Source organism: Arthrobacter sp. 2RAF22, assembly GCF_052115325.1.
In the GTDB taxonomy this organism is placed as follows: domain Bacteria; phylum Actinomycetota; class Actinomycetes; order Actinomycetales; family Micrococcaceae; genus Arthrobacter.
The window spans coordinates 1-25,397 of sequence record NZ_JBFRGL010000021.1 but is presented as its reverse complement, the minus strand read 5'-3'; the positions used below and the strand labels follow the sequence as shown (position 1 = coordinate 25,397).

Annotated in this window: 23 protein-coding genes and 1 pseudogene; 14 read left to right on the top strand and 10 right to left on the bottom strand. The window is 64.2% G+C overall.

From position 1 onward, the window contains the following. Positions 1-5: 5 nt before the first annotated feature. Positions 6-806 carry an IclR family transcriptional regulator gene (locus tag AB4068_RS14680; RefSeq protein ID WP_441433743.1) on the top strand — a complete coding sequence of 267 codons (801 nt, stop codon included), beginning with the start codon at positions 6-8 and terminating at the stop codon, positions 804-806. On the opposite strand, the gene AB4068_RS14675 is transcribed toward AB4068_RS14680, so the two are convergent. Genes AB4068_RS14675 through AB4068_RS14665 form a run of 3 tightly spaced genes read right to left on the bottom strand, consistent with a single transcriptional unit; the run spans position 803 to position 2,798 of the window. Further along, positions 803-1,579, bottom strand: coding sequence for an IclR family transcriptional regulator (locus tag AB4068_RS14675; protein ID WP_441433742.1), 777 nt, complete (start codon positions 1,577-1,579; stop codon positions 803-805). The genes AB4068_RS14680 and AB4068_RS14675 overlap by 4 nt on opposite strands. A gap of 32 nt (positions 1,580-1,611) precedes the next feature. Next, complete coding sequence (locus AB4068_RS14670; RefSeq protein WP_390282955.1) at positions 1,612-2,364, bottom strand: cyclase family protein; 753 nt, start codon at positions 2,362-2,364, stop codon at positions 1,612-1,614. Further along, on the bottom strand, positions 2,361-2,798 hold the full coding sequence (locus AB4068_RS14665; RefSeq protein ID WP_306972647.1) for a hypothetical protein: 438 nt from the start codon (positions 2,796-2,798) through the stop codon (positions 2,361-2,363). The genes AB4068_RS14670 and AB4068_RS14665 overlap by 4 nt, the downstream gene beginning before the upstream one ends. A gap of 192 nt (positions 2,799-2,990) precedes the next feature. On the opposite strand from AB4068_RS14665, the gene mmuM reads away from it, so the two are divergent. Next, the gene (gene mmuM, locus AB4068_RS14660; protein WP_441433741.1) at positions 2,991-3,941 is read left to right on the top strand and encodes a homocysteine S-methyltransferase; all 951 of its coding nucleotides are present in this window, start codon (positions 2,991-2,993) and stop codon (positions 3,939-3,941) included. Positions 3,942-4,080: 139 nt separating this feature from the next. Here the strand turns inward: mmuM and AB4068_RS14655 are convergent, their stop codons facing one another. Together AB4068_RS14655 and AB4068_RS14650 are read right to left on the bottom strand one after the other, a co-directional pair. Continuing rightward, positions 4,081-4,782, bottom strand: a complete 702-nt coding sequence (locus AB4068_RS14655) for a FadR/GntR family transcriptional regulator (protein ID WP_059388380.1) — start codon at positions 4,780-4,782, stop codon at positions 4,081-4,083. Positions 4,783-4,810: 28 nt separating this feature from the next. Then, entirely contained in the window at positions 4,811-5,638 is an 828-nt protein-coding gene (locus AB4068_RS14650) for an alpha/beta fold hydrolase (protein ID WP_441433740.1), read from the bottom strand. 119 nt (positions 5,639-5,757) lie between these two features. Here AB4068_RS14650 and AB4068_RS14645 point away from each other — a divergent pair, with 119 nt between their 5' ends. The 5 genes and pseudogenes from AB4068_RS14645 (at position 5,758) to AB4068_RS14625 (ending at position 10,951) form a co-directional block, all read left to right on the top strand. After that, on the top strand, positions 5,758-7,245 hold the full coding sequence (locus tag AB4068_RS14645) for a four-carbon acid sugar kinase family protein (RefSeq protein ID WP_441433739.1): 1,488 nt from the start codon (positions 5,758-5,760) through the stop codon (positions 7,243-7,245). Positions 7,246-7,290: 45 nt separating this feature from the next. Beyond that, a pseudogene (locus AB4068_RS14640) lies at positions 7,291-8,091 on the top strand (NAD(P)-dependent oxidoreductase); the annotation flags it as partial. A gap of 60 nt (positions 8,092-8,151) precedes the next feature. Beyond that, a complete protein-coding gene (locus AB4068_RS14635; protein ID WP_059388381.1) occupies positions 8,152-9,618 on the top strand; it encodes a GntP family transporter in 1,467 nt (488 codons plus the stop codon). Continuing rightward, positions 9,618-10,493: a class II fructose-bisphosphate aldolase gene (locus AB4068_RS14630; protein WP_441433738.1), complete on the top strand. Its 876-nt coding sequence runs from the start codon at positions 9,618-9,620 to the stop codon at positions 10,491-10,493. Before AB4068_RS14635 ends, AB4068_RS14630 begins: the two co-directional genes overlap by 1 nt. Positions 10,494-10,558: 65 nt before the next feature. Then, a complete protein-coding gene (locus AB4068_RS14625; protein WP_284990807.1) occupies positions 10,559-10,951 on the top strand; it encodes a DUF1304 domain-containing protein in 393 nt (130 codons plus the stop codon). 135 nt (positions 10,952-11,086) lie between these two features. On the opposite strand, the gene AB4068_RS14620 is transcribed toward AB4068_RS14625, so the two are convergent. Continuing rightward, positions 11,087-13,981, bottom strand: coding sequence for an aminotransferase class I/II-fold pyridoxal phosphate-dependent enzyme (locus tag AB4068_RS14620; protein ID WP_441433737.1), 2,895 nt, complete (start codon positions 13,979-13,981; stop codon positions 11,087-11,089). Between the two features lie 205 nt (positions 13,982-14,186). After that, the gene (locus AB4068_RS14615) at positions 14,187-15,188 is read right to left on the bottom strand and encodes an Lrp/AsnC family transcriptional regulator (RefSeq protein ID WP_441433736.1); all 1,002 of its coding nucleotides are present in this window, start codon (positions 15,186-15,188) and stop codon (positions 14,187-14,189) included. A 147-nt stretch (positions 15,189-15,335) separates the two neighbouring features. Here AB4068_RS14615 and AB4068_RS14610 point away from each other — a divergent pair, with 147 nt between their 5' ends. The 4 genes from AB4068_RS14610 (at position 15,336) to AB4068_RS14595 (ending at position 19,917) form a co-directional block, all read left to right on the top strand. Further along, positions 15,336-16,766: an MFS transporter gene (locus AB4068_RS14610; protein ID WP_059388383.1), complete on the top strand. Its 1,431-nt coding sequence runs from the start codon at positions 15,336-15,338 to the stop codon at positions 16,764-16,766. Next, positions 16,763-17,968, top strand: a complete 1,206-nt coding sequence (locus AB4068_RS14605) for an amidohydrolase (RefSeq protein WP_441433735.1) — start codon at positions 16,763-16,765, stop codon at positions 17,966-17,968. Before AB4068_RS14610 ends, AB4068_RS14605 begins: the two co-directional genes overlap by 4 nt. A gap of 249 nt (positions 17,969-18,217) precedes the next feature. Then, positions 18,218-19,564 (top strand): acyltransferase family protein, encoded by a 1,347-nt coding sequence (locus tag AB4068_RS14600; protein ID WP_441433734.1) that lies wholly within the window; start codon positions 18,218-18,220, stop codon positions 19,562-19,564. Further along, a complete protein-coding gene (locus AB4068_RS14595; protein ID WP_059388386.1) occupies positions 19,561-19,917 on the top strand; it encodes a GNAT family N-acetyltransferase in 357 nt (118 codons plus the stop codon). The genes AB4068_RS14600 and AB4068_RS14595 overlap by 4 nt, the downstream gene beginning before the upstream one ends. Positions 19,918-20,036: 119 nt before the next feature. Here AB4068_RS14595 and AB4068_RS14590 read toward each other — a convergent pair whose 3' ends face one another. After that, entirely contained in the window at positions 20,037-20,612 is a 576-nt protein-coding gene (locus tag AB4068_RS14590; RefSeq protein ID WP_441433733.1) for a hypothetical protein, read from the bottom strand. A gap of 18 nt (positions 20,613-20,630) precedes the next feature. Here AB4068_RS14590 and AB4068_RS14585 point away from each other — a divergent pair, with 18 nt between their 5' ends. Next, entirely contained in the window at positions 20,631-21,425 is a 795-nt protein-coding gene (locus tag AB4068_RS14585; RefSeq protein WP_441433732.1) for an SDR family NAD(P)-dependent oxidoreductase, read from the top strand. Here AB4068_RS14585 and AB4068_RS14580 read toward each other — a convergent pair. Further along, positions 21,373-22,467, bottom strand: a complete 1,095-nt coding sequence (locus AB4068_RS14580) for an FUSC family protein (protein WP_441433731.1) — start codon at positions 22,465-22,467, stop codon at positions 21,373-21,375. The two genes, AB4068_RS14585 and AB4068_RS14580, sit on opposite strands and share 53 nt — an antisense overlap. A gap of 181 nt (positions 22,468-22,648) precedes the next feature. Next, on the bottom strand, positions 22,649-23,509 hold the full coding sequence (locus tag AB4068_RS14575; protein WP_441433730.1) for a sugar phosphate isomerase/epimerase family protein: 861 nt from the start codon (positions 23,507-23,509) through the stop codon (positions 22,649-22,651). 256 nt (positions 23,510-23,765) lie between these two features. Between AB4068_RS14575 and AB4068_RS14570 the strand changes: the two genes are divergently transcribed. Continuing rightward, positions 23,766-24,761, top strand: coding sequence for a substrate-binding domain-containing protein (locus AB4068_RS14570; RefSeq protein ID WP_284754399.1), 996 nt, complete (start codon positions 23,766-23,768; stop codon positions 24,759-24,761). A gap of 70 nt (positions 24,762-24,831) precedes the next feature. Continuing rightward, a partial coding sequence (locus AB4068_RS14565) for an ABC transporter permease (RefSeq protein ID WP_441433729.1) occupies positions 24,832-25,397 on the top strand: 566 nt, incomplete at its 3' end.

The following is a 25,397-nucleotide window of genomic DNA, read 5'->3' as shown; positions in this document are numbered from 1 at the left end:
TGACAATGGATTCTTCCTCGGAAGCGTCGTCCATGGCACAAGGACTTCGTATTGTGCGCTTGGTCGCGGACCGGGAGAAGTGGGGCCGGCGGCTCCTCGGCGTCTCCCAGCTCGCCTCCGAGCTGGACATGGAGCAAAGCCGCGTATCCCGGCTGACCCAGGAATTGTGTGATTTGGGACTTCTCGAAAGGGTCGAACGCGGTCCGTTCCGGACAGGCCCGCAATTTTTCGGCCTCGCGGCGTCGCTTAATACTGGCTGGGTTCGCCAATCAAGAACCGAGTTGGAGGCGCTGGTGGCCACGCTTGGCCTCCGATCCAGGGTTTCTGTCCGCGAGGGCTTCCGGGTAATTCTCCTGCGCGCATCTAGCAATGACGCGCTCCCTGGCAGCTTCGTCAAACCTGGAATGGTGACGCCGACATGGTGCACGGGATCAGGCCGGGCACTCTTGTGGGATCACGAGCAGGCCGCGATTCAGGATCTCCTCAAGGACGCCAACTTCATCGGTGTCGGCGGTCCGGGCGCGGCCCACTCGACCGAGGAGGTCTGCGAGCTGATGGACAGGGACCGGAACCGGGGCTTCATAGTGGCGGCCGAAGAATTCGAACATGGCGTCTACGAATTGGCCGTTCCTGTCCGTGACCCGGAAGGAGCGATTCTTGCTTCACTTAGTGTTCTGGGCAACCGGCCCCAGATCGAGTCCAGGGCCGGGAAAATCGCGAAGGTTCTCACGGAAGCCGCCGCGCGGCTCGGATCATGCGGTCGCAGTACTCGGGACAATACGGGAGGAAGGGGCCTTGCGAGCTAGGCCAGCGCCTGCGGCAGTCCCTGACCCATCGTCGATTCGAGCCACTTTCCCCACGACACGAGAGCCGAGGCGCAGAGTTCCCGCCGCGCTGCCAGCCGTGTCTTAGGACCCACGACCTGCAGGGCAGCCACCACTTCGCGTTTGAAATCCCGTACGGGAACGGCTAGGGAATACAAGCCTGGTTCTGCTTCCTCATCCACGATGGAATACCCCCGTCCCCTAGCCTCATGCAGCCGCGTCAGGAAGTCCTCGACATTGACCGGAGTATTGGGGCCGTGGCGAACAAATGCAGAGGACGCGAAAACGGTTCGGACCTCGGCGTCGGACGCCTCCCACAACAATGCCTGGCCGGCGTCGCTGCAGTAGGCCGGGTAAGGCCGGCCCAACCACGAACCGACCATGTTGCTGCTCGCCGGAATACGCTCACCGACCGTCACCGTGCTGTCACCGCTCAGCACTCCGAGGAAGCATCCTTCGTTCGTTTCGCCGGCAAGACCCTCCAGGGCGGTGATCCCGTCCGTCTGCAGCCGTTGTTCGGTCAAAAGCTGGGCGTCGGTAAAGAGTGACCAGTTCAGGTTGTAGGATCGCCTCTCGGCGCGTTCCAGGAACCCTTCTTGTTCCGCGACTCGCAGGCTCCGCGAGACCTGGCTGCGATCCTTGCCTAGGTCGGCTGCAATATCGGCGACTGTGCCGCCGGGGAGGCCTTCGGCGTTGCGGGAGCCGACTGCAAGGACAGCCATGATTCCCCGTCCCATGCTGGATGTCTTAGGCATGGATCTGATTCTAGCCACCGGACGGGCGTGACTCAGTGGATAGCAAACACCCGGGCGGGAAAGCCGCTTCCCTCAAGGGGTTTTGGCCACGTCGCAACCAGGGCGGCACCCTTTTCCGGAAGACCATCCAGGTTCGCCAATAGCTCGATCTGCCAACGGTTCTGTCCCAGCACGTATGTCTCCAGGCTAAAGTCCTTGCGGGAAGTGGCCAGCCCCGGGTCCGTGTCTGTCTGTTCATGACCTACAGCCGCAATCGACCGTCGTTCAATCAGGAAGGTGAGGGCCTCCTGCGACCAGCCCGGACTGTGACTGATGCCTTCGTCGTCCCTGTTCGCCATGGCGTCGGCATCGGGCCAACGTCGGCTCCAGCCTGTCCGCAGTGCCACAAAGCTACCCGTCGGGACAGTGCCGTTTCGGCTTTCCCATGCGTGGATGTCCGCCACCGTGGGGGTGGCATCGGGATCAGCCTTGACCCGTTCTGAAATGTCCAGGATGACCAGCGGAAGGATCATGTCCCCTACCGGGATCTGATCCAAAGACCGGCCGCCGCGGATGAAATGTGAGGGGGGATCAACGTGTGTTCCCCATTGCCCGATGATCGAATAGCGGTGCGCGGTGAATCCGTCGCCATTCTCCAGATCGAACACGGCTTCCCTGATCTCGTCGGGGAAAGCGGGGAAGTGCGGTTGGCCTGGGTGGAATGCATGCGTCAAGTCGGCGAACGTCCTGCCCGCTATGAGGGGCTGGAGCCCGTCCCAAAAATCCGTCGTGGCGTTGTCGGTCATGATGCGACCCCGCTCTCGCGGGCCTCTGCCAGTGCGGTGGATGAGACGCTCACGACGCCGGATAGCTCTATGACAGGGACTTCCCAAGGGTGGATCTCCACAAGGTGACGCATGAACCGATCCACCCGCTCGTCGTCCAGGGCGGCGTCGAAGTACGTCGTGAAGACAAAGGTCGGCGAAATGGTCCGCTGGCCCACTTGCCCCAAGGTGGGGTTGGCGCCTTCAGCCACGGTGAATCCTTCGAATCCCACGCCGGACTCGAAAACGTGCCTGTAGTTTCCAAAGTCCCCCAACTCCGGGGAGTCCGCCAAGGCCTGAAGCAGTGCCGTAATGCCGTGGTCATTCCGGAACGCACCGGCCTCGCCCTCAGCGAGCCCGGCGAAAGTCTCGGACGCGATAGGCCAATGTACGCGCAGCTTGCGCACTGATTTCATTTCTATCTTCAAGGGGTCCTCTTCCCTGCGCTTGGCGCCGATTGCTTGACTGCCATGGTGGCATAACTGGCCTGATCATTACAAGCATTTTCAAATGCTCATAATGACCAATATAGTGAGAGGGTGGTCACGCTGGACCATCTCGTCCCCACATAGGCACGAATGAAGATCAACTGCTTGGAGCCCCGAACGATGCCCAGTAAGATCACGCTGTCCCGCATGCTCGACGCCGGCTCGAAGCTGACGCTGGACGGCGCACTCGCCACTGAGCTCGAGGCGCGGGGCTGCAATCTGGAGGACCCACTTTGGTCGGCCAAGGTGCTTCTGGAACAACCGCAGCTGATCAAGCAAGTGCACCGCGACTATTTCGATGCAGGAGCCACGGTAGCCATCACTGCGAGCTACCAGGCCACGCCGCGAGGCTTCAGACAGCGCGGCATCGGCGAAGCGGAAGCCTTGGGGCTGGTGGCATTGAGCGTACGCCTGGCCGACGACGCGAGGCGCGGATACTTGGCTGAAAACCCGGAAGCGGGACCCCTGCTGATTGCCGGATCAGTAGGCCCTTATGGCGCCTACCTCGCTGACGGTTCGGAATACCGCGGGGACTACACCCTCAGCCGGATCGAGTTCATGGAATTCCACAGGCCCCGGATCGCGGCGCTGGTGGAGGCGGGAGTGGACCTGCTGGCATGTGAGACGTTGCCTTCGGTTTCGGAGACGAAGGCACTGTTGGCACTCGTAGAAGAGTTCAACGTCGAAGCATGGTTCTCCTTCACGCTACGGGACGGGGAGCACATCAGCGACGGCACAACGCTGGCCAACGTCGCAAGGCTCTGTGCAACGCAGCCGCGCGTCGTCGCGATCGGCGTAAATTGCGTGCCTCTGGAACTGGTCTCTCCGTCGCTTCGAGCCCTCCGCAAAGTCACCTCAATCCCGTTGATCGCGTATCCGAATTCCGGCGAATGCTATGACGCTCTAACCAAGACCTGGACGCCCGGCCCGGCCGTGGGCGGTGCTGATGGCAAGCAACCTGCAAGCATTGCGGAAGGAGCCGGCATCTGGCAAGAACTTGGCGCTCGGCTTATTGGAGGGTGCTGCAGGACGACACCGCAGGATATTGCTGGGATCGGTCGATATATGTGAGCGGGCGTTCGCTCACAACCGTTCATATGTGAGCGAGGGTCCGCCCGCGACCGTTGATATGTGAGCGAGGGTCCGCCCGCGACCGTTGATATGTGAGCGGGCGTCCGAGAACTCAGGGGGGCGGGGGAGCCGGGCCTGCCTAGGCCTCCAGGACGTATGTCCTGAGATCGTCGAGGGTCTGCTGCATGTGCGCGTCCATGGCCTCGCGGGCCCGGGGGGCGTCGCCGGCTTCGAGGGCTTTGAGGATGGCCCGGTGATGTCCGATCGCGTGCCGCTGGATATCGGGGATTTGCGAGGTCTGGGTGCGCCGGGTTTCCAAGACGCGGTGCAGGGGTTCGAAGAGCACAGCGACGAAGACGTTGCCGGAGGCGTGGAGGATGACATCGTGGAAGCCCAGGTCCGCCTCGACGAACGCGCTCACATCGTTGGAATCGTGGGCCTTCTGCATGGCGGACACGTGAACCTGCAGCTGGTCGATTTCTTCGGGGGAGACCCGTGAGGCGGCCAGTTCGCAGGCACCGGTCTCGAGCATGCGGCGCAGCTCGATGAGCTGGACGGCCGCCGCGGCGTCGTTCTTTCCTTCCGAAGCCGCACGCAGCACAGCTTCGAGGGAAGCCCAGCGGTTCAGTGGGTTGACGAAAGTCCCCCGGCCGCGCTCCACGCTCAGGATTCTCTGGGCCTCGAGGGTCTTCATGGCCTCGCGGACCGTCATGCGGCTGACTTCATGCTTGGCGCTCAGTTCGAGTTCGCCGGGAACCACTGTGCCCGGCGGAAATTCGCCCGCGACGATGCGGTCCAGCAGCTCGTCAGCGACGACGCCGACCAGCGACTTGCGTGCCATGGTGCTCCGTTCCTAGATGTCTGACATCTTACGCTGGCGGCTGCCGGCTTTCGTTCCAAAACGCGCCGAGCGCCACGGCGCAAGCATGCGGCTGCTCCCAATGGACGCTGTGCCCGGCGTCGGGTATTGCCACGAGCCTCCGCAGCGGGCTGGCTGCCACGAAGGCTTCCGCTTGGTCCAGCGAACGTAATCGGTCCCCGACGCCGGCAATCACCAGCGTCGGTGCGGTCACCTTTTCGGGGACATCGGCAGCCACTCCGGCCATCGCCGCGAGGCCGCTGGGGCCAAGGACCTCGAAAGGCAGCTCAAATCCTCGGCTCAGCAAGCGATTGTCCTCCGGCGACAACGCCCCGAACCAGGCCTTCATGCACTTGGCGCGCGTCGCGTCGTCAATGAAGCCTTGCCGCAGCTGGGATTCGAGCATCGATTTGAAGCCTTCGTTCGGCGGGGCCGGAACCATGCCGATCAAGGCCACGCTGGCCACGAGCCCCGGGTGCCGCGCGGCCAGTGCCAGCGCCACGCTTCCGCCCATCGAATGGCCGGCAATGTGGACCGGTGCCGCGTTCCTGGCAGCAACGGCAGCAACGGCAGCGACGGAATCGGCAGCTGATTCCAGAGTCCACTGGAAGCCCGGAGGCAACATGTCCCCGCGGTGATACCCAGGCAAATCGACGATCCAGACTGTTTGTCCGGCGTTGAGCAACTCGGTGGCGAGTGGCTCCCAATAGGCGGACGTCGACGCCCAGCCGTGCACCAACAGAACGGGAGTTTGGGGCGGAAAGTCTGCCTTAACGGCGGCCGCCGGGAGGCGCATGTCCACGTGTAATGCCGCGACGGCGGGAGGCTCTTGAAGCATGCGCCAAGCATAGTGACGACTGACACTTGCACAGCCGAAAGCGGGTGTGTCACACTAGCATTCAAATATTAGATGTCTGACATCTTACATTTACCTTCAAAACCACGATGGAGTGCACAGTGACCCTTGAAGCCGATGTCCTGGCTGCCTTCCCGGCTGAAGTCCAGATCCCCGCTCAGCTGGTTGCCGACGCCGTAGCAGCGTCTTCCGCAACCTCGCCCCGCATCCTGGTAGTCCTCGACGACGACCCCACCGGCACCCAGTCGGTCGCCAACCTGCCGGTCCTCACCCGCTGGGAGGTCGCCGATTTCACGTGGGCGTTCGCCCACATCGCGGAAAGCCATTCTCAGCCTGCCGTCTACGTGCTGACCAACACGCGCAGCCTGGACCCGGTTGAGGCCGCTGCCCGCAACGAGGAAATCGTGCGGAACGCGCACGCCGCCGCCGGCTCCCAGCTGCGCTTGGGATTCGTCAGCCGCTCCGACTCCACCCTCCGTGGCCACTACCCGCTGGAACCGGACGTCATTGCCGCCACTGTCGCGGACGTGACCGGCGAGGCGACCGACGGCGTCGTGATCGTCCCGGCGTTTCCCGACGCCGGGCGGGTCACCGTTGGCGGCGTGCACTACATGCGTGGCACCGGGCACGACGCCGGCAAGCTCACCCCGGTTGCCGAGACCGAGTTCGCCAAGGATGCGAGCTTCGGCTTCGCCAACTCGGAGATGGCCAGGTATGTGGAGGAGAAGTCGCAGGGCCGGTTCCAGGCCAGCGATGTGATCGTCCTGGACCTGAACATCATCCGTGCCGGGGCCTCAGCCCAGGACCCTGCCATTTCCGCCAAGGCCATTGCAGACGCGATCGAACCCGCCACGAACTCCACGCCGATCGTTGCGGACATCGTCACTGAGAACGACTTCCGGGCACTGGCCCTCGGGCTGGAAGAAGCCGAACGCCGCGGCAAGAAGCTGCTCTACCGTGTGGGTCCGCCGTTCGTCCGCGGCCGCATCGGCCAGGAAATCCGTGAGGCGCTCAGCGGCGAGGAAGCCTACGAAGGCAACACTCCCTCCACAGCCGGTGGCCTCATCGTTGTTGGTTCGCACGTCGGCGTCACCACGCGCCAGCTCAATGCCCTGACGGCCCAGCATGGCGCCGCCCGGATCATCGAGATCGACGTCGAGAAACTGCTCGCTAGCGGCGCGGAGGCCTACTTGGACGAGACGGTCGCCGCCGTCGTCATTGCCCTCCGCAATGGAGACGTCATCGTCCACACGAGCCGCCTGCTCATCAAGACCGACGACGCCGCGGCGAGCCTGAAGATTGCCCGCACCGTCTCTGCCGCCGTCGTCGCGATCGTGAACCGGACGCTCAAGACCTTCCCGCCGCGCTTCGTCATCGCCAAGGGCGGCATCACGTCCTCGGACGTGGCAGCGCACGGCCTGGAAATCCGCCACGCGATAGTCCGCGGCCCCATGTTGCCCGGCATCGTCTCGCTGTGGGAGCCGGTGGACGGGCCCGCGAAGGGCATCCCGTACATCGTCTTCGCCGGCAACGTGGGCGACGACGAATCCCTCGCGCACGTCACGCGCAAACTCAGCAACACCTTCTAGCCGATCCTCTTCCTAACGCAACCCCAGCATTCAATGGAGAACACCATGACCAGCAATTACACCGTCGCCGTCCTCGGCCTGGGCGCCATGGGCCTGCCGATGGCTACCCGCCTGGCGACCCAGCTCACCGTCCACGGCTTCGATATCGCCGAGCCGCGCCTGAAGCTCGCCGCCGACGCCGGGATCCGCACCTTCGCGTCGGCGCGCGAAGCCTCGGAAGGCGCCGACGCCCTGCTCCTTGCCGTGCGCAACGGCGAACAGCTCGACGCCGTCCTCTTCGGCGAGAACGGCGTCGCTCCCGTGCTCAAGCCGGGCGCCGTCGTGATCCTCGGTAGCACAGTCGGTACCGAGGCTATTCCGGCCGCCGTGGCCCGCCTGGCCGAATACGGCGTCGAACTCGTGGACGCGCCGCTCTCCGGCGGCCCCAAGCGTGCCGGCGAAGGGGACCTCCTGATCGTGGTTGGCGCGACGCCGGCGGCCCAGGAAAAGGCCCGCCCCGCGCTCGAACTGCTGGCCTCCACGCTCACCGTTGTTGGCGACAAGCCCGGCGACGGCCAGGCCCTCAAGACCGTCAATCAGCTCTTGTGCGGCGTGCACATCGCTGCTGCAGCCGAAGCCATGGCACTCGCGGACGCCCTCGGACTCGACCAGGCGAAGACCCTCGCGGCGCTGGAAGCAGGTGCCGCTGGCTCCTTCATGCTGTCCAACCGCGGCCCACGAATCCTCGAGGCTTACACCGAGGATGGCCCCGAGGTCCTCAGCCGTCTGGACATCTTCGTGAAGGACATGGGCATCGTCGGCAAGGCGACGCGTGCCGCCGGCCTCGCCGCCCCGCCCCCCTCCGCCGTCGTCGCCCCTCTCGCCGGCCTCGAGTCCAGGCCGGCTCTGTCAAAGGAGACACCCCTGATGATTCCCCTCATCAATTCCTTGGCGGTCCGGGCAGCTGATGCCCCCGCCATCAAACCGTCCGTAGCCCTTGGGACCCCGCTGCTGCTGACCATTGCAGTTGCGGGCGTCGCGCTGCTGTTGCTCATGATCATCCGCTTCAAGATCCAGGCCTTCGTGGCATTGCTGGCCGTGAGCATCCTGGTGGCCGTTGCCGCGCAGATCCCCTTGGCGGACGTATTCACCGTCGTGGCCAACGGCGTGGGCGGAACCATGGGCAAAGTCGCATTGCTGATTGCCCTCGGCGCCGTGTTGGGCCGCATGATCGAGGTGTCCGGCGGCGTGCAATCGCTGGCCAACCACTTCACCGAGAAGCTCGGTGCCAAGCGCGTCGCCGTGGCACTGACCGCCGTCGGCTTCCTCGTTGCCATTCCGGTGTTCTTCGAAGTAGGCATCATCGTCCTGGTGCCGATCGTCTACGCCTTCGCGAAGATCGCCAAGCTGCACCCCATCAAGTTCGGCCTTCCCATGGCCGGCATTATGCTCTCGATCCACGTCGCCGTTCCTCCCCACCCGGGCATCGTTGCCGGGGCAGGCGTCATGGGTGCCGACATCGGACTGATCGCGATGATTTCGCTCATCATCTGCGTGCCGCTCGGTTTCCTGTCCTACTGGGTTGCCAGCATCATGAACCGCAAGGACTACGAACTGCTCCCGGGCGTCCGCGACCAGATCGAAGAATTCGGCTCCGATTCCTTGGTGCGCGTCGGCCACGACGGTCCCGGTGCCAGCGCAGTCGCTCCGCCGCGTCCGGGCCTGATCATGTTCCTCATCGCCGCCCCGATCGTCCAGATCCTGCTCGGCACAGCCGGTACCCTCCTGATCAACAAGAAGGACTACTGGTACGGCGTCGCGTCTTTCGTGGGCAACCCGTTCTTCGCCCTGCTGGTGGCCGTTGCGCTCGCGTTCTTCCTGCTGGCGGTCCGCCGCCAGTGGTCACTCAAGGAAACCGGCGAAATCTTCGAAGGCGCGTTGCCTCCCATCGCCTCGATCCTCATGGTGGTTGCTGCCGGCGGCGTGTTCGGCGGCGTCCTGCAGGTCTCCGGGATCGGCGCGGCCTTGTCCCAGACGCTGGACTCCCTGGGCGTGCCGATCATCCTCCTCGGCTTCATCATTTCCCTGGCACTGCGTGCCGCACAGGGATCGGCCACGGTCGCCATCGTCACCACCACCGGCCTCCTCTCGGCTGCCGTCGCCCAAGGCGGCTACACCCCCGCGCAGATCGCCGTCATCGTGATCGCGATCGGCTTCGGCGGACTGGGCCTGTCCCACGTGACCGACGCCGGTTTCTGGGTGGTGGTGCGCTACTACGGCCTCACGGTGTCCGACGGCCTCAAGACCTGGACCGTGCTCACCACCATCCTGGGCGTCGCGGGCTTCCTGCTCAGCTATGTCGCCTGGATCCTGGTGGGAGGCCTGGCCCACTGATGCATGTACGCCTTGACGACCTTGTAGGCTCCGCGCTGGAGCGAGGAGCCGCGGTTCCGGCCTTCACCTGCTACGACTTCACCACCGCCCTCGCGGTGGTGGCCGCAGCAGAGGAGTCCGGCCGCGGAATCATTCTGCTGGTTGCTCCGAAGACCGCGGCCACCCCGTCCGGCTTGCGGCTCATTGGGGCATTGCGCGCCTTGGCCGACGACGCCCGCGTGCCGGTCTCGGTGCAGCTGGACCACGCCTCGGACCTCGAGGTCATCCGTGATTCGGTGGCAGCCGGTGCCGACGCCGTCCTGGCCGACGGTTCCTCCCTCCCATTCGAGGAAAACATCGCTTTGGTCCGCTCCGTACATGAGGTCGTGCTAGACGCCGGTGCTTCGGACATCGTCATCGAAGTGGAACTTGGCGGGCTGGCGGGCGACGAGGACAAGGCCTTCGGTGCTGACCTTCACCCTCATCCGGCCAGTGACCATCCGGCGGGCCTGACCGCCCCTGGCCAGGTACTGGAATTCGTATACCGCACTGGTGCCCAGCTCCTGGCCGTTGCCGTGGGGAATGCGCATGGCCGTTACACCGGCGAGCCCAGGCTGCACTGGGATGTGCTGGAGGACATTGCATCGCGCACTGAGCTTCCGCTCGTGCTCCACGGCGCGTCAGGCATTCCCGCGGCAGACCTGGTCAAGGCCACGTCAATGCGCGTGGGCAAGGTGAACTTCAACACGGAGCTCCGCACCGGCATCCTCGCCACGCTCGAAGCCGAGACAACCCCGCACCGGGCCGACGGCGAGAACCTCCAGGGCCTGCTGGGGCGCTGGGGTTCCTCGGCAGGGGCGTTCGCCGGAGCAACACTGGACATGCTGAGTCGCTAGGTGCGGCTCGCGGGGCGGCCACGCCGCCGCGCCTCCGCGTAACGCAGGGAGGCTAGGATCAGCACATGATCGTAGCCTCCCTGATTTTTGCCCTCCTTGCCGGCTTGCTGCACGTCTACATCTTCAGCATGGAGTCCATCACCTGGACCCGTCCGGCCACGTGGAAGCGCTTTAGCGTCGCTTCCCAGTCCGAGGCGGAAACCACCAAGGGCCTCGCCTACAACCAGGGTTTCTACAACCTCTTCCTTGCCATCGGGGCGATCGCCGGGATCGTCTTCGTCGCTCTTGGTCATCCGCAGGTGGGCTGGACCCTCGTCTTCAGCTCGTGCGGCTCCATGCTGCTGGCGGCAATCGTGCTCGCCTTGAGCGGCAAGAAGTACCTCCGCCCCGCGGTTCTTCAGGGCACGACGCCGCTGCTCGCCGTCGTGCTCGGCATCCTGGCCGTGGCGCTCGGCTAAAGATATGAGCGAGCGTTGGCGAAAATGGCGTGAGATATGAGCGAGCGTTGGCGAAATGGCGTGAGATATGAGCGAGCGTCCTACGACGCAAACGCTCGCTCACATATGTGCCCTCCGGGCCAGTCGCTCGCTCACTTATGCAGGCTTTTGGTGTGACGCTAGCTCACCCGTCAAAACCCTGAACCCCAGTTCCGGATTGAATCCGTGGATCTCCCGCGTGTCCAGTGCCGACATGAAAGCCAGGATCTCCTCCGTGATCACTTGCCCGGGAACCAAGACAGGGAATCCGGGCGGATAGGGGGTGACGAAGGAGGCAGACACCATTTCCTCTCCCGCGGCGACCCTTCGCATAAGTTCGGCCGCACTGAAGTATTCGCAGGATCCGGCTTTGTAGCTCTCGAAGTAGGCGTCCCGCATGTTGCCGTCCGGCGTCTGCGCATCTACCCGGAACCGTTCGGCGAAGCGGCTGAAGTCCGGCAAGGGTGGCGGTGTGCTGGTCAGCGCAGCGACACGGGCAAGGCGCGCTCGCTGACCCAGACCGCTCAGGCCGGATTGCTCATCTTCAAAGGTTTCGGCCAGCTTGACCAGGACCTCAACGAGGTAGGCGACGGCACTCCGCGAGGTGCCGATGTTGGTCATGAAGAGAACGCTGTTCCTCGACGTCTTGTTGACCTGGATCCCGTACTTGTCCATCAGGAAGTCGTGCTTGAAGGTATCGCCGTCCACGCCGGTGAGGCCGATATGCAGGGTCAAACGGCTCGGATCAACAACGAATTCGTCGCGCTCCCAGGCTTCCGACATGGCCGCGAGCCCGTCGCGAAGCGGCATTTGCCGGCTCGTTTCGCGGTACTGAGGCGGTATGAGGTCCTTGGTGCCGAGGACGCGGAAGTACTTCTTCAACAAGGGATGCCTCGCCACGGCCTGGGCGATGCTGACCGCGAGATCTGCCTGCCGTTGCACCAGTTCGTATCCTTCGAACTCGACCTGCCGCCGTCCCATGTCCAAGGAAGCCAGGATCTGGTAGTTGGGGGACGTGGAGGTGTGCGTCATGTACGCCTCCCGGAAGCTCTCCTCGTTCAACTGGCCGAAGTCCTGGTCATGGATATGGATCATGGACCCCTGCCGGAGCGACGTCAGGGTCTTGTGCGTCGACTGCGTTGAGTAGACCCTCACGCGGGCCTTCGCCGGATCGGGCAGCAGTCGTGTCTTCAGGAGCAGCTCATCGCTGACGTGCCCGACGCCGGAACCGGGCCCGCCGTCGTCGGGCTCGCTGGCCGCTTGGCCACCGCCGCCCGCAGCCCCGCCCGCAACCCGGCCCAACGCGCGAAGCTGTTCGGCGTGCCGCCGGGCGTACGCTGGATCCGCGAACTTTGCCTCGAGGGACCGGGCCGAAGCCATGGCCGTACGGCGGCGGTAGATGTGGTGGAAGCCCGCGAAGGCGAACCAGGCCTCGTCCCACAGGAACACCAGGTCCGGCTTGATGGCGAGGCACTCCTCCATCACTCGTTCGACGTCGTACACGATGCCGTCGAACGTGCAGTTGGTGAGGGCGAGCATCTTGACCTCGTGGAGCCGGCCTGCCCGGCGGTAATCCAGGAGCATCCGCTTGATGCTTTCCAAAGGAACGGCGCCGTAGAAGGAGAAATCGTCCAGAGGGTAGGCGTCCAAATACGAGACCTGCGCGCCGGCCAGCATGAGGGCGTAGTGGTGCGACTTGTGGCAGTTTCGGTCCACCAGAACCACGTCGCCGGGAGCCAGGATCGATTGGTGCACGATCTTGTTGGCTGTCGACGTTCCATTGGTGACAAAGAGCGATTTCTGGGCACCGAATGCCCGGGCCGCCAGCTTCTGGGCCTGCTTGAGGGAGCCGTGCGGATCCAGGAGCGAATCGAGCCCGCCGGACGTGGCCGAGGTTTCCGCGAGGAGCAGGTTCAGGCCATAGAACTCACCCAGATCGTTGATCCACTTGGAATGGATGACCGATCCGCCCCGGGACACCGGCAGGGCATGGAAAACGCCGGCAGGTTTGCGGCTGTATTGCTGGACCGCGTGGAAGAACGGCGCCTCATACCGTTCCGCGATGCCGGCCAGCAAGGACAAATGGAGCTCCAGCCCATCCTGGCGGCGGAAGATCCGGCGGAATTGGCGGGTCAAGGAACCGGCGAGTTCTTCGATCCCCACGCCCGCCACAAGGTAGAGATCAAGCTCGGGCCGGAGTTGGCCCAGCTTCTCCGCCAAGCTCAGGATGCGGTCCAGGGGTCGCTCGGGGAGCGACTTCCCCAGGAACCTGTCCAGGAAGCCGCGCACATCCCGGCCCAGGCGCTGCCTGCTGTTGGGGACGAAGCCCGGCCGCAGTACGCACGCCTGGATGTCGGGGTTGAGCAGGACAGCTACGATGGCGTCCTCGAAGCTCGGCACGAACACGAGCTCGTAGTTGAAGGAGTCCGCGGGACGGCGCTGGCTATGCAGTTCTGTTTGAAGGGCTTCACGGTCGGCGCTGGAGACGTCATCGATCACGAGGACCTCGAACCGCTTGCGCGACTCGGCGGGTTCTTCCACCCGTTCCGATTCGCGTTCCGGGTCCTGTGCGGGTTCCTGGGCGTGGTGGTTGTGGCCGGCAACTCGTCGCGCGACCGGTTCGATGAGGCTTAGCGCCTCAAGGTATTCTCCAGCCTCCAGGATTCGCCGCATTTCCGTGACATATTGCTGCCCCGGAGACGCCCAATACATTTCGAGGGATTCCAGCAGCGGCAACAACCTTCGGACGTCCCTTGGCAGTTCCCGCGGCGGCCGGCCGGCGCCCGTGAGAGACCGGGCGGCGGCCAGCTGTTTGACGGCGTAGCCAAGGAACTCCCAAGCGTCGGCGCGCACCCGCCACGCGCTGCTGGGGACCTCGCCGCCGGACCCGGAATCGTCGTCGGCGTTTGGCCTCGTCGCCGAACCGGGGCCAAGCGCTTGACCGCTGGCAAGGCCGGCTGGAGCGAAGGGAAATGGGGCTGACTGCACTGTCGCGAAATCGGCGCGTGCCACGATGACTCCTTTGTCATGGATTGATAGCACTCTCTACTAAACGCCGCGCGCCGTCGCGGTGTACGGCAAATGTTCGGGTTGCCGTCTGGGTTTCCAGATGGGAGCCGCACTTCCCGTCATACGTGAGCGAGCGTTTGGGAAATTCCCGCCATTGGTGAGCGAGCGTTTGGGAAATTCCCGCCATTGGTGAGCGAGGGTTGGGCGGCTAGCCTTCGCGCCACAGGGGCAAGGGGACCACGCTGCGGCTGCGTCCGGACTCGTCCAACACGTGCCCGAGGCGTTTGTAGTTGCGGACCACGGCTTGCCGGGAGATGACGGCGCTTCCTGGCGCTCGCTCCGCCAGTTCGCGCTCGTGGCTTTGGACTTCGAGGTAGTCGCGCACCCACAGCGTCACGAGCAGATTCTGAGCGCCCAGAACCTGGGCGCTGAGCCTGCAATTCGGGAGGGCCGCGAAATAGCGCCCGACGGCGTCAACGTGGTGGGCGGGCACGTTGAGGATCAGGCTCACTTCCCTTAGTCCTTGTTGGGCTGAAGCGGACGTATCGCACCTCAGCGTCATGTAGCCGGACGCGAGGAAGCGCTCCACCCGCCGTCGTGCCGTTTGCGGAGCGACGCCGCAGGCGGCGCCCAGTTCCGCCCAACTGGCCCGCCCGTCCCGTGCTAGTTCCTCCAAGAGGGATGCGTCGAGCCGGTCGGGAGCGTAGGCGGTCGGGGCGGGCAGGGGTTCCGCCGACATGAGCCGGGCCCGCGCCGGTTCGAGGGTGCCGCTGCGCCAGTCGGAGGCCTGCCGGTACAGCTTGGTGACGAAAACGACCTCCCGGTGGGTCACTCCGGGGAGGCCTGCAAAAGAGCCGGTGACGATCTCCATGAGCTCTTCGTGGCTTGAGGCGAAGCAGTCGATGAAGAGATCGTGCGAGCCGGACACCAGCGAAACGGTGCCGAAGGCCGGCTCCGCGCACAGCTTGTGGACCAGGGCTTCGTTCTCGCTTGGCAGCGACGAAAGGCTGATGAACGCAGACCACCCCGCGCTCAGGTAGCGCGGACCCGGGGCCGGGGTGATCCATGCCAGTCCCTGCTCCGCAAGAGAGTTCCAGCGGCGCGCGACGGTTGGCCCGGACAAGCCCAGGACATCCCCCACGCGGCTCCAGTCGGCACGGGGATTGATCTGAAGGGCATTGACGATTTCAAGGTCAGTTTCGGAGATCATGGCTGATTCCTTCAAAATTCGCGGTTCTCAGATGATTTCAAACAAATTCCTAGCCAGTGTAGACGGCGGACCTAACGTTGTGACTCGCATCACCCGCTCGCATCCGAAGACCCAGGCAACGAAGCCCCCCAACACTCAAGGAAGCACATGGCAAGCAAGACAGCACCTCCGGCGACTGCGGCCGTCGCCCGCCGGACGATCACCGGCATGATCGTGGCGATGGCCCTGATCGAATCCCTCAGCGGAGTCACCCAGGGATACCTGAACCCCATCCTCCCCGCCTTGGGGCCGGCCTTTTCGATCGACGACCCCACCATCAACGGTATTTTCCTCATCTCGAACGTGAGTTTCGCGGTGCTCACGCCGATCATCTCGCGGCTCGGCGACAGCTACGGCTACAGGCTCGTCCTGCGCTGGTCGACGGCGGTAGTCGCGGCCGGCGTCGTCATGATGGCGATGTGGCCGTCGCTGTGGACGGTGACGATCGGCGTCGTCATGCTCACGTGCGTGGTTGGTTTCATCCCTCTGATGATGGGCATCCTGCGCGTGAGCAGCCCGGCGCAGACCCGCACCGGGGTCAGCGTGATGATCGGCATGCTCATGATCATGGTCGGCGCAGGCGGCCTGCTTGCCGGGATCATCGGCGTCGACGATCCCACCCTCGGTTTCTGGGTTGCGGTGCCGTTCGCGGTTGCCGGGCTGCTTTGCTCCTTCGTCCTGCCCGACGCCGGAACCCCCACGGGCGAGGGACTCGCCCTGGTGCCGCTCATGGCATGTTCCCTGGGACTCATCGGCTTCGTGGTGGCGCTTTCGATGGGCCCGGACTGGGGCTGGTTGGATGCCAAGACCCTGGGATCCGGAATCATCGGACTCGCGCTGTTGGCTTATTGGGTGGTCCTGGACGCTCGACGCGTCAACGGGAAGCGCTTCATGGACCTGCGGATGCTTGCCATCCCGCGGATCCGGACGGTCTCGCTGGCCACCTTCTTCTTCGGCTTTGCCTCCATCAGCTACTTCGGCACCAACGGGATCTTCCTGTACTCAAACCCGGACAAGACCGGCTACGGCTTCGCGCTGAGCCCCCTCATCATCGCAATCGTCCTGGCTGCCGCATCGGTGCTCTCGCTGTTCTCCTCGCTTCTGACCTCAAAGGCGCTCAGTCTGTTTGGCGAACGGGCCACCCTGGTGTTCGCCGGTCTCCTCCTGGCGGGCGGCTTCCTGGTCATGGCGGCTGCGCACGGCTCCCTGGCCGGCTACTGCACCGGATTCGCCATGTTCAACTTGAGCCTTGGCATGTATCAGGCAGGAACCCGGGCACTGTCTGTTGAGGGCGTTCCGCTGGAGGAAACTTCGACGGCGGCCGGCCTCAACGAACTGGCGCTGTCCGTTGGCATCGCGGTGGGCGCCGCCGTCGTGAAGCTCATCTCCTCGTCTTCAGTCCAGTCCGGGCACATCAGCGAGGGCGGGCTCCTGTCGATCTGGATTGCCCTGGCCATCGCGGCCTTGGTCGCCGCGGCAGCTGCCGCCCGCTACCCGAAGCGCAAAGCCGCGGCGACAACTGCAGGGGTCGCCGTATGAAAGCCGCGGCTCTGAAAGCCGCCTCCCTCGAAACCGCAACGCCCGTCACGACCTCTTCGGCCGCCGTCGGGCGCTCCATCTCCGCAGCGCTGGAACGCTGGGAGCCGGAAATCCTCGGCCTGAGCCACGCGATCCACGCCGATCCCGAGCTCAGCGGGCAGGAGTTCCGGGCCGCCAAGCGGGTTAGCCGGCTGCTCCGGAGCGCGGGCTTCAGCTTTGACGATCCGCAGCCTGTGCTCCCGGCTTCTTTCAGCGCGAGGTTCGGGACGGGTGAGCTGGTGGTCGCGCTGTGCGTCGAATACGACGCCTTGCCGACCATCGGGCATGCCTGCGGACACAATGTGAACGCCGCCTGCGCCGTGGGGGCGGCACTCGCGCTCGCTTCCGTCGCCGACGACCTCGGGATCACAGTCAAGGTCCTCGGCACTCCGGCAGAAGAGACGAGCGGCGGCAAGGTCGATCTCATTGGCGAGGGCTTCTTCGAGGACGTGTCCCTGGCGATGATGGCCCACGCCGGCGCCGAGGACGTCGTCGGCGGCTCGTCCTTGGCCATGGGAATGTGGGACGTGCTTTACGAAGGGCGGCCTGCGCACGCCGCCGCCGCTCCGTCAGAGGGTGTCAATGCCCTCGACGCCCTCGTGATCGCACAGACGGCGATTGCCTTGGCCCGGCAGCAACTTCCGCCCGGCTCGGTTGTTTCGCTGATCGTGACCGAAGGCGGGAGCGCCGTCAACGTCATACCCGAGCGGGCACGGGCGAGCGTCGAAATGCGCTCACCCAGCATCAAGAATCTGCGTGTCATCGAGGAACGCGTGCGGCGCTGCCTGGAAGCGGGTGCACTTGCCAGCGGAAGCACGCTCAAGGTCACCCCCACGGGCAATGCCTACGCTGAACTCAGGCAGGACCGGTACCTTTCCGAGGCGTACCGGACAGCAATGTCCACCCGGGGGAGGGCTGTTGAGTTCAACGAAGATCCAGTAGCTTCCACAGATATGGGCAACGTCTCGCAACTGGTCCCGAGCATCCATCCGCTGCTCGGCTACGACGTCGGCGGGGCCGCCCACCACACCGCCGAGTTCGCTGCCCACGGCTCGTCGGCCTCCGCGGACCGGGCGGTCTTGGACGGCGCGTTCGGCCTGGCCTTGGCTGCCTGCGCGGCGGCCAGCGATCCGCGGCAACGGGAACGGCTGCTAACCCGCTGAACCAACTGAACTCCCCTGCAGGGACGCTCGCTCACTTATGATGCCAAAATCGGGATCCCTCGCTCAGATCATCTGAGCGACGGTCCCGGGGCTTTCAGTCATAGGTGAGCGAGCGTTGGGGATATTCGGGTCATAGGTGAGCGAGCGTCGGGGAGGGCGGGCCGCACCCACGAATTCACCCCGTCGCCCGCTCTGGTTCCCGCCGTCAAGCGGGCGGACAATGATCTCAGCAGTTCGCAAAGGAGCGCAATGGGATTCTCGAGGCAACAAAAGATGGCGCCGGGCATGGCCGCATTTGGCCGCCCTCGTGATCCCGTGATCGATCTCGCCCGGTTCTTCTGCCTCGTTCTGGTGGTGCTCTCGCATTGCATGATGGTCAGCCCGGTCCTGCACCCGGACGGCACCGTCACCACCGAAAACACACTCATGGAACAGCACTGGTTTGAACCTGTCCTGTGGGTGTTCCAGGTGATGCCGCTGTTCTTCGTCCTTGGCGGGATCACGGGACTGGAATCGTGGCGTCGCTTGCGTGCGCGCGGAGGATCCGGCATCGACTACGCGCAACTGCGGCTCCTGCGCCTCATCCGTCCGGCAACTGCGCTGCTGGCGTCGATGTTCGTGGGGCTCTGGGCCGCGAGCCTGCTTGGCGTCGACCCGGAAGTGGTCCAGCTCATCGCGACCGGGGCGGGCATGCCCTTGTGGTTCCTGGCCGCCTACCTCGCTACCCAACTGAGCGTTCCCGTGCTGGCCCGGCTGCACGGACATTCCCCGTGGTTGACCCTCGGCGGGCTCGTTGCCGCCGTGATCACCCTGGACTCCTTGCGCGGGGCGTTCCCGATGCTCGCCTTCGTCAACATGCTCTTCGTGTGGTGCGCGGTCCAGCAATTCGGCTTCTTCATCGCTGACGGCATCTTCGCTGGACGCAGCCGGGGCTGGTTCGCGGGGTTGATCGTGGGCAGCAACCTGCTCTTGGGGTTCGTGACTGGAATCGGGGTCTACTCAGGAAACATGATCGTGGACCTGAACCCGCCCAACTTCTGCATGCTGCTTCTGGGTTTGTCCCAGGCTGCAACCCTCCAATTGCTCCGCCCCGCTCTTGCCTGGGCGGCCGGCGTGCGCTGGATCCGTTGGATGGTGGCCGTGGCGGGCCGGCGGTCCATGACGGTCTACTTGTGGCATTTGCCGCTGCTCGCAGCCATGTCCGGGCTGCTTCTGCTTACGGACTTCCCCAAGCCAGCGGCAGGTACGGCCGAATGGTGGTGGGCCCGCCCGCTGGTGCTGCTGGGCGTCCTCCTGCTCTTGATTCCGGTCCTGCTGCTGTGCGGAAGGCTTGAAGAGCGCCCGACGGCGGCCAGCCACGCGCGCGGCAGGACGCACGTCGCGGTGGTGACTGCCGGCGTCGTGGTCTTCATTCCGGTGGTGGACGCCGCGTTCAACGGACTCACGCTGACCCTTCTGGGTGGGGGAGCGGCGTGCTTCGCGCTGGGAGTGTTGCTCCTGGGACGGATACCCGCCGGACTCCCGTCCGCGGCCGTTCCCGATGCCCCTGCGGGGCCATTGCCAGAGCCCGGTTTACGTGCGAATCTCGACTCATGACTGAGTTCACGGATTCAACCGCAGAGTCGTTCAGCCCGGACGTGACAACGGTCAGGAACGACAAATTCCACCGCTACGAGCTTCTTGTCGATGGTGAAGTAGCCGTGATCTCGCAGTTTATGGACAAACCCGGCCACATCGACTTCCTCCACACTGAGACGCGCCCGCAGTTCAAGGGCCGCGGGCTGGCGAAGGTCCTGGCGCACTTTGCCTTGGACGACGTCGTCGCCTCCGGCAAGCGGATCATCCCGCATTGCCCATTCATCGCCGCCTATCTGCGCAGGCATGAGGGATACGAGCTCGACGTCGATTGGCCGCCGGAACCGCCGGTAGGGGAACCGGACAACGATTAGCCAGACGCGGTTTTGCCTTAGAAAACGCCGGAAGACCACCCTGCTGACTAAGTCATGGCCCCGGCATTGAGCCAGCCGATCTCTGATTCGGAAACAATTTGCGAAGTTCGCGACACGATTCACACCCCCAGCCGCACGCCACTTTCCGTCTTTGCTGTAATCGGGCCGAACTGCCGCCCCGGGCGGGCCACCGTCGCGGTGTAGGTGCCTTGTGCCTTCCTTTTCTGCCATTGCCAGGCGTGCCAGAACAGAAGCGTCGCCAGGATCAGAGCGGTGGCTTGGAGAAGCTGCGGGGTCATGTTCATCAGGATGAACGGGAACGGCATCGTATTTCCCGGAGTGGGGGTGAGCGGGGCCATCGCCTCATTGATGATCACCATGATGCCTATGACGAGCGCCAGCTCGAGCACCCATAGCCCGATGATGAACGGATTCACCGCGGCCCTCCGCTGAGGTACCTCGACCGCGCCTAGGTGATGCTCCAGCGCATTCCCGTGCTCGTCGATTTCGCGGAATTCAATCCTGCCATGAGCCTCGTCCATGGTCTGTTCCTCCCGGTTGGTGTGCCGTGGCCCCCACAGAGGCTCGAAAGGCGCACTTTTGAGGCACTCTACCGCGAGCACCGAAAACGTACGAGTACCGCCGTCGAGATGGCATTTGACGGCCGGGACGTGCATCACCACACGGAGCGTCAACGGCGCTAGTCTGGGCGCATGACAACTCGTGCCAACGATCTCACCGCCCTGGTCACCGGTGCTACTGCCGGGCTCGGTGCGCAATTCGCCCGTCAGCTGGCCGCATCCGGCCACCACCTGGTCCTCGTGGCCCGCGACGAAACCCGGCTGAGGTCAAGTGCCGAGGTGCTTGAACGGGACTTCAGCATCTCGGTGGAGGTCCTGCCCGCCGACTTGACCTCCGACGTCGGGGTTGCGGCTGTCGTGGCCAGGTTGCGGGACGCTTCGCGGCCGGTGGACGTGCTGGTCAACAATGCCGGAATCGGTTTGCTGAATTCTTTCGAGAAGAACGATGTGGAAGATGAAAAGCGGCATTTGCGGCTGCATGTCCAGACGCCCTTGGAGCTGTGCCACGCGGCGTTGGCGGTGATGTTGGCACGCAAGTCGGGCCGGATCATCAACGTCGCGAGCGTTGCGGCATTCGCGAACCGGGGCAGCTACTCGGCGGCCAAGGCTTGGCAGGTCAGCTTCAGCCGTTGGGCGAACACCGCGTATGCCGGCAGCGGCGTGAAAGTCACCGCGGTGTGCCCGGGCTTCACCCACACGGAGTTCCACGATCGCATGGGCATGGACAAGTCGGTGGCTCCGCGCTTTTTGTGGCTTAACGCCGAGCGCGTTGTCCGGGAAGGGTTGGAAGACAACGCCAAGGGCAAAGGGATTTCCATTCCGTCGAAGCGCTACAAAGCGATCACCGCCGTCATGCGCTTCCTGCCGGCGAAGCTTACGTCGGGTCCGCCCCGCCTCGCCGCGAAGCAATCCGGGTCCGCGAAGTAAGCCGGGGCGCCTGGACCAGCACCGCCACCGCGATCCCGATCACGGCTCCCACGAACGTCTCCACCCCGCGTTCCAGGACGAGCACGCCGGGATCCGCGGGCGCAGCCAACTGAGTCATGAGCAAAATGACCGGAGTGAAGAACACCATGGCCCAGCCGTAATGCCGGGCCATGAACAACTCGGTGGGGAACTGGAACCCGATCACCAGCAGGGCAAGGATGAGGGTGGTTTGCTCGGGGAAATAGTGCAGCGGGGACAGCGGTCCTGGAAAGAGCACGACGGCGACAATCGCCAATCCGAGGAACGTCCCCACGATACGGTGAATGCCGCGGTGCAGGCGGCTCGGCACATCGGCTCCGGCCAGCGGAACGGCGGCCGCGGCCATCGCCCAGTGCGGATGCCCGCTGCCCGTGAGCACTCCGCAAGCACCTGCCGCGCCGACGGCGAGCACATACCGGGCTGCGTGGAGTCCGGCTGCTTGGCGCAGCCGCGCCGAGGATGCCGGAATGTCCCGGACGGCGCCACGTTCCCACACCCGGTACCGGAGCCACCCGGCGAAACCCACCACCATCGAAAACGCTGCCGATGCCGCGCAGATCAGGACCGCGGCAAGGAACGGGACGTGCGCGGGGACGGACGCGCATGCTCCAAGGGCCAGGATCCCGAAGAACGGGCCATTTGGTTTGAGCCGTACCTTGTCCGAGAACAGCGAGCCAACACCCGCCAGGAGCGCCTCGACTACCACCAATCCCCATGAATGGATATGGGAGACGGACAAGAACGTGCCCACCGAGACGCCGGCCAGGAGCACGGCGGCGGCCTGGGCCTGGTGCTTGAGCCGCAGTTGATGCGATTCGGCACGACCGTACATGCCGGTCAGGGCGCCGAACACGGCGTAGATGATGAGGTCCGCCCGGCCAATCGCAAGAAGCACAAGGGCCGGCACGGCGACGCTCAGTGCGACGCGGACGGCAGCCAGGTGATCGTTGCTTGCCGGTGGAACGGTATGAAGCGCACGGGCATGGGCAATGATTGATCGCAACGGGACACCACCAATCAACTCAGCCGATCATTGGGAAGTTATCAGCACCCCACGATCCGCGCCATTAGCTGGGTCACAACGTTTCCTTGTGCGTCCCCACCCAACTAGCTCGCAGTTGTTGTCGTTTTGGGGCGCGGAAACGACAACTACTGCGAGTCAGTTGGGTGTGGCGGGAGGCGAGTCAGGCCGGGAAGCATCGCAATGCCGTCGAGCGGGCGGATTCCAGCGCTTCGCGAACGGGACGTTTGCGGTGTTGTTCGGAGAGGATTTCCACACCCCACGGCCCGTTGAAGCCGATGGCCTGGAGCGTTGTGATGAACCCCGCGACGTCTTGGTCGCCCTCTCCGCAAAGGCGGCGATTGTCGCGGGTGTCCTCGAAGAGTGTCCCCTTGATTTCCGCATCAGCGTCATTGAGCTCGACGCCGAAAATCTGTTCGGCGGTGAGGCTGCGGGACAGTTCATCCAAGCTTGTTCCCGCCCGGAAGACATGCCAGTAATCAACCACCAAACCGCAGTCCGACATATCGACAGATCGCATGAGCTCGGCCGCCGCCGGCATCGAACCGACCATCGAAAACGGCATTGGCTCGAGCGCAATGCGGGTCCCTCGTTGCGAGGCTTCCGTTGTCAGGTGCCGCAGCGGTTCCACCAGGAATTCGAGATCATCCAGGGGCTCACCGAACGCCGTTCCTATCTTGATGAAGCGCGCACCCAGTGTTTCGGCCGCCTCGAGCAGCAGTTCGAATTGCGGCTTCCATTCGTGGGAGCGGGATTCGTCCCACCAGTTGCTGAGAAGCTCGACTTCAACGTGGCGGAGGCCTGCTTGATCGATGAGTTTCCTGAGCCCGGAGAAGCCGATGGTGTCGCTTGCGGCCACCAGGTCGTCGTACGCCAATCCGAACCCTGCCCATCCGGTAGAGGCGATGGCTTCCAGTCGCTCGCCGAGGGGGACCGGGCTTGTCTCGGGAATGGTCAAAGGCGCAACGTCTCCTGCGCTGGTCCAGCAGGTCGCGATTAGTTCGGGTGTGCTTGAGTACATCATCGTTCTCCTCGCGACAGTGCGCGGCTAGTTACGGCAGGTGAGGGCGTGGATACCCAGTCACAATCTAATTGGAACGCTCCATTGACAATTGGTCAAGCCTTGATTTAGCGTTGGAGCGTTCCACAAAGCGATCTGAATCACATTGCGAAAAGTGGATCACATCCGTTCATACCTAGATGGTTCCGGCGTCCCCTGCCTTCGACGGCACAGATACGGGGTCGACGGTCGAAGTACGCGACATCAAAGGAGATTTCACGTGGCAAAGCTCAATTGGCGGCGGGGCGCAGTGGCGCTGGCCGTAGTACCGCTTCTGGCCCTGGCAGCATGTTCCAGCGGAGGCGGGAAGCCGGCTGACACCGCCAACGCCGCCGGTGGCGGACAAGCCGCCAGCACTCCCCGGATCAAGGTAGCGCTCATCACCCACGCCGAGGCTGGGGACACGTTCTGGGACATCGTCCGCAAAGGCGCGGAGGCGGCGGCCGCGAAGGACAATGTCGAGGTTCTTTATACGAGCGACGCCGACGCGGGGCGCCAGTCCCAGTTGGTGCAGCAGGCCATCGACCAGAAGGTTGACGGCATCGCCGTTACCATCGCCAACCCGGGCGCCATGAAGGACGTGCTGAAGAAGGCAACCGACGCCGGCATCCCGGTGGTGAGCTTCAACGCTGGCGGTGACGTCTCCGCGCAGATGGGGGCGTTCACCCATTTCGGTTCCAATGAGACCCTGGCTGGCGAAGCGGTGGGCGCCAAGCTGGCTTCGCAGGGCTACAAGCACCCCATCTGCGTGATCATGTCACAGGGACAGGTGCAACTCGAACAGCGGTGCGCAGGCGTGAAGACTAAGGTGCCCGGGACCGAGATCCTCTATGTCAACGGGGCTGATATGACGGCAGTGCAGTCCACTGCGACGGCGAAACTGCAGGCCAGCAAGGATGCTGACGTGATCATCGGGTTGGGCGCTCCCTTCACCTTGACCATTCTCAAAGCCGTGGCAGATGCCAACAGCCCCATCAAGGTGGCCAGCTTCGACCTGAACCCCGCACTGGCGCAGGCGATCAACGATGGCAAGGTCCTGTTCACGGTGGACCAGCAGCCGTGGCTCCAGGGCTACTTGTCCATTGACTCGATCTGGCAGAACAAGCTTGGTGGTTTCAAGGTCGGTGGCGGGCAGCCTGTCCTCACGGGCCCGACGATCGTGGACAAGTCCAACATTTCCGACGTTCTGAAGTTCGTTCAGCAGGGCATCCGCTAATCCGATGACCGCTCGGCTCGCGCGGCAAGATTTCCTTGCCGCGCGAGCTGATCGAGAAGAAAGGTATTTCATGGCTTTAGTTACTGCCCCGGCACCCAAAACTGCCGCGGATGAGCGGGTCGCGAAGCGGAGCCCGTTGAGCAAGTTGATGGCCCGTCCTGAAGTCGGCGCCCTGGTGGGGGCGGTTGTTCTCTTCATTTTCTTCGCTTCGGTGTCCGGGACATTCACCCAGCCGAATGCTTTGGCAACGATCCTGTATGGGTCTTCCACGATCGGGATCATGGCGGTGGGGGTGTCGCTGTTGATGATCGGCGGCGAGTTCGACCTTTCCACCGGCGTGGCCGTGATTTCCTCGGCCCTGACTGCCTCGCTGTTCAGCTGGTATTTCTCGATGAACGCATGGGTCGGAGTGGTGATTGCACTGCTGGTGTCCCTGACGATCGGCTTCATCAACGGCTGGATCCTGGTCAAGACGAAGCTGCCGTCCTTCATCGTGACGCTCGCGACGTTCCTGATGCTCACGGGCCTGAACCTGGCCCTGACCCGGCTGATTGGCGGGTCCGTGTCCTCGCCCCTGGCCCTGACCCGGCTGATTGGCGGGTCCGTGTCCTCGCCGTCGATTTCCAAGCTGGACGG

Coding starts and splice junctions, on each gene's coding strand:
- AB4068_RS14680 (WP_441433743.1), top strand. CDS start 6: ATGGATTCTTCCTCGGAAGCGTCGTCCATGGCACAAGGACTTCGTATT.
- AB4068_RS14675 (WP_441433742.1), bottom strand. CDS start 1,579: ATGCCTAAGACATCCAGCATGGGACGGGGAATCATGGCTGTCCTTGCA.
- AB4068_RS14670 (WP_390282955.1), bottom strand. CDS start 2,364: ATGACCGACAACGCCACGACGGATTTTTGGGACGGGCTCCAGCCCCTC.
- AB4068_RS14665 (WP_306972647.1), bottom strand. CDS start 2,798: ATGAAATCAGTGCGCAAGCTGCGCGTACATTGGCCTATCGCGTCCGAG.
- mmuM (WP_441433741.1), top strand. CDS start 2,991: ATGCCCAGTAAGATCACGCTGTCCCGCATGCTCGACGCCGGCTCGAAG.
- AB4068_RS14655 (WP_059388380.1), bottom strand. CDS start 4,782: ATGGCACGCAAGTCGCTGGTCGGCGTCGTCGCTGACGAGCTGCTGGAC.
- AB4068_RS14650 (WP_441433740.1), bottom strand. CDS start 5,638: ATGCTTCAAGAGCCTCCCGCCGTCGCGGCATTACACGTGGACATGCGC.
- AB4068_RS14635 (WP_059388381.1), top strand. CDS start 8,152: ATGATTCCCCTCATCAATTCCTTGGCGGTCCGGGCAGCTGATGCCCCC.
- AB4068_RS14630 (WP_441433738.1), top strand. CDS start 9,618: ATGCATGTACGCCTTGACGACCTTGTAGGCTCCGCGCTGGAGCGAGGA.
- AB4068_RS14625 (WP_284990807.1), top strand. CDS start 10,559: ATGATCGTAGCCTCCCTGATTTTTGCCCTCCTTGCCGGCTTGCTGCAC.
- AB4068_RS14615 (WP_441433736.1), bottom strand. CDS start 15,188: ATGATCTCCGAAACTGACCTTGAAATCGTCAATGCCCTTCAGATCAAT.
- AB4068_RS14610 (WP_059388383.1), top strand. CDS start 15,336: ATGGCAAGCAAGACAGCACCTCCGGCGACTGCGGCCGTCGCCCGCCGG.
- AB4068_RS14605 (WP_441433735.1), top strand. CDS start 16,763: ATGAAAGCCGCGGCTCTGAAAGCCGCCTCCCTCGAAACCGCAACGCCC.
- AB4068_RS14600 (WP_441433734.1), top strand. CDS start 18,218: ATGGGATTCTCGAGGCAACAAAAGATGGCGCCGGGCATGGCCGCATTT.
- AB4068_RS14595 (WP_059388386.1), top strand. CDS start 19,561: ATGACTGAGTTCACGGATTCAACCGCAGAGTCGTTCAGCCCGGACGTG.
- AB4068_RS14585 (WP_441433732.1), top strand. CDS start 20,631: ATGACAACTCGTGCCAACGATCTCACCGCCCTGGTCACCGGTGCTACT.
- AB4068_RS14575 (WP_441433730.1), bottom strand. CDS start 23,509: ATGATGTACTCAAGCACACCCGAACTAATCGCGACCTGCTGGACCAGC.